General features: G+C 69.3%; 3 protein-coding genes. 2 read left to right on the plus strand and 1 reads right to left on the minus strand.

Annotated elements, in window-relative coordinates:
- Positions 1–1,160: L,D-transpeptidase family protein (locus tag I53_RS29515; protein WP_043357833.1), on the plus strand; the 1,160-nt coding region annotated here is incomplete at its 5' end.
- Between the two features lie 136 nt (positions 1,161–1,296).
- Positions 1,297–1,830, plus strand: coding sequence for a DNA starvation/stationary phase protection protein (locus I53_RS29520; protein ID WP_043357835.1), 534 nt, complete (start codon positions 1,297–1,299; stop codon positions 1,828–1,830).
- Positions 1,831–1,887: 57 nt separating this feature from the next.
- Here the strand turns inward: I53_RS29520 and I53_RS29525 are convergent.
- Positions 1,888–2,369: GNAT family N-acetyltransferase (locus I53_RS29525; RefSeq protein WP_148291267.1), on the minus strand; the 482-nt coding region annotated here is incomplete at its 5' end.

A 2,369-nucleotide genomic window follows, 5' to 3' on the forward strand; every position in this document is an offset into this window, starting at 1 on the left:
CGCTGACGGCGACCCTGCCGGCGGATGCCCCGCCGAACGACGCCCTCGACCCGCCCCTGGTGGCGGCGATCGCGGCGTTCCAGGCGCGCCACGGCCTCCCCGACAGCGGCATACTTGGCCGACTCACCATCAATGCGCTCAACGTGCCCGCTGCGGTGCGCCAGCGCCAGCTCGCCGCCTCCGCGGCCCGGTTGATGGGCTCGAAATTCCCGTTCGGCGACCGCTACGTCGTGGTCAACATCCCGTCCGCCGCCGTGGAGGCGGTGGAGAACGGCGCCGTTGCGCGCCGCTACGTCGCGGTGGTCGGCTCCCCCGACAAGGCGACGCCGCCGGTCGAGACGCGGATCACCGACATCAACTTCAACCCGACCTGGACCGTCCCGGCCTCGGTGGTGAAGAACGAGATCATCCCGCAGATGCGCAAGAATCCGGGCTATCTCGCCAAGAACCACATCCGGATCCTCGGCCCTTCGGGCGAGGTCGATCCGACCCGGATCGACTGGGCCGGCGAGAAGGCGGTCAATTACACGTTGCGGCAGGATTCCGGCTTCGACAATTCGCTGGGTCAGGTGCGGATCGACATGCCGAACCGCTTTGCCGTCTACATGCACGATACGCCGGCAAAATCGCTCTTCGCCGCCAGCGTGCGGTTCCACAGCCACGGCTGCGTCCGGGTGGGCCAGGTGAAGGAACTCGTCGGCTGGCTGCTCCAGGGCACGGACGGGCCCAACGGGCCGGGCACGAACTGGGGCCCGATCGAGATCGAAACCGGGATCGCCGATGGCGAGCGCCGCGACATCAAGCTCGCCAAGCCGGTCCCGGTCGTCTTCGTATATCTCACCGGCTTCGCCACGCCGGACGGGAAGGCGCATTTCCGCGACGACATCTACGCCCTCGACACGCCGGCTCCGGAACCGGCCGCCACCGGCGCGATCCCCCCCGCAGCACCCCCGGGTGCGGACGCGGCCTCCGCGAAGCCGGCCTCCGCCGGTGCCGCGCCGACCGCGCCCCGGCCCGGCGCCGCCCACGACGCGAAGCCGGCCCCGGCGCGGGCCGCTGCGACCAAGCCCGCCGCAGTCAAACCCACCCCGGCGAAGCCCGCGGTGGGCCGCTCGGCCGCCGAGCGCCATAGTTTGGAATCTGTCGAACCTATCCGCTAAGCCCAACCCAGCCATGCGATTCTCGGTCCACCGGAACCTCCCGGCAGGCCCGTCATTGGCTCAGGGAACGCGCATCGGCCCGTTTTCAGCGAGACGGGGCGACGCGCCGAGCCACAGAATCAGACTGGAGACCACCATGGCCAAGGCCAAGCCGAGCAGCCGCATCGAGAGCGCGCGGCTGAACACCCCGACCGACCTTGATCCGAACGACGTGCGGACGATCGCAGAGGGCCTGACGATCCTGAGTTCGGACCTGTTCGCCCTCTACATCAAGACCAAGAACTTTCACTGGCACATGAGCGGACCCCACTTCCGCGATTACCACCTCCTGTTGGATGAGCAGGCCGCTCAGATCTTCGAGATCATCGACGCCGTGAATGAGCGCGCCCGCAAGATCGGCGGCACGGTGCTGCGCTCGCTCGGCCAGGCCAAGAGCCTGACCCGCGTGGCCGACAACGATGCCGAGTATGTCTCGCCCCTCGACATGCTCAAGGAGCTGCGCGACGACAACAAGGCCCTCGCCGCCAACATGCGCACGCTCCACGGCGTGACCGATGAGGCAGGCGACGTGGCGACGACCTCGCAGCTGGAGGAATGGATCGACCAGTCCGAGGAGCGCACGTGGTTCCTCTACGAGACCACCCGCAACGCCACCGACAGCGGCCACTGAGCCGCGCCTCCCGGCATCGGCACGGCCGATGTCGGGTCCGGCCTCGTCGCGCCGCCGCTAACTGCCGGCGAGATCGAGGTGCACCTTCACGAGACCCGGGTCGTCGGGATCCCGCCCCTGCGTGAACCCGAGGCGGCGGCACACCGCCAGCATCGGCCGGTTCTCGGCGAGCACCGTGCCCTCGACCCGCCTGATGCCCTCGGACTGCGCCCAATCGATCATGAGGCGCATCAACGCGAAGGCGAGGCCGGTCCCCCGGGCATCGCGGCCGACCGCGATCGCGTACTCGCCGCTCTCATGGTTGGCGTCGGCATGTAGCCGGACGGCGCCGAGCATGCGCTCGCCGCCGCCCGGTTCGATCTCCGTGGCCACGAAGGCGATGGCGCGGGCGTAGTCGAGCTGCGTCAGACGCGCCAGGTAAGCGTGGCTGAACTCGCGTACCGGGCCGAAGAACCGCAGCCGCAAATCCTCCGGGTCGAGTCCCTTGAAGAAGGTCAGGAACAGGCCCTCGTCCTCCGGGCGCCCCGGCCGCACCGGCA

The organism is Methylobacterium sp. B1, assembly GCF_000333255.1.
GTDB classification, from domain to species: domain Bacteria; phylum Pseudomonadota; class Alphaproteobacteria; order Rhizobiales; family Beijerinckiaceae; genus Methylobacterium; species Methylobacterium fujisawaense.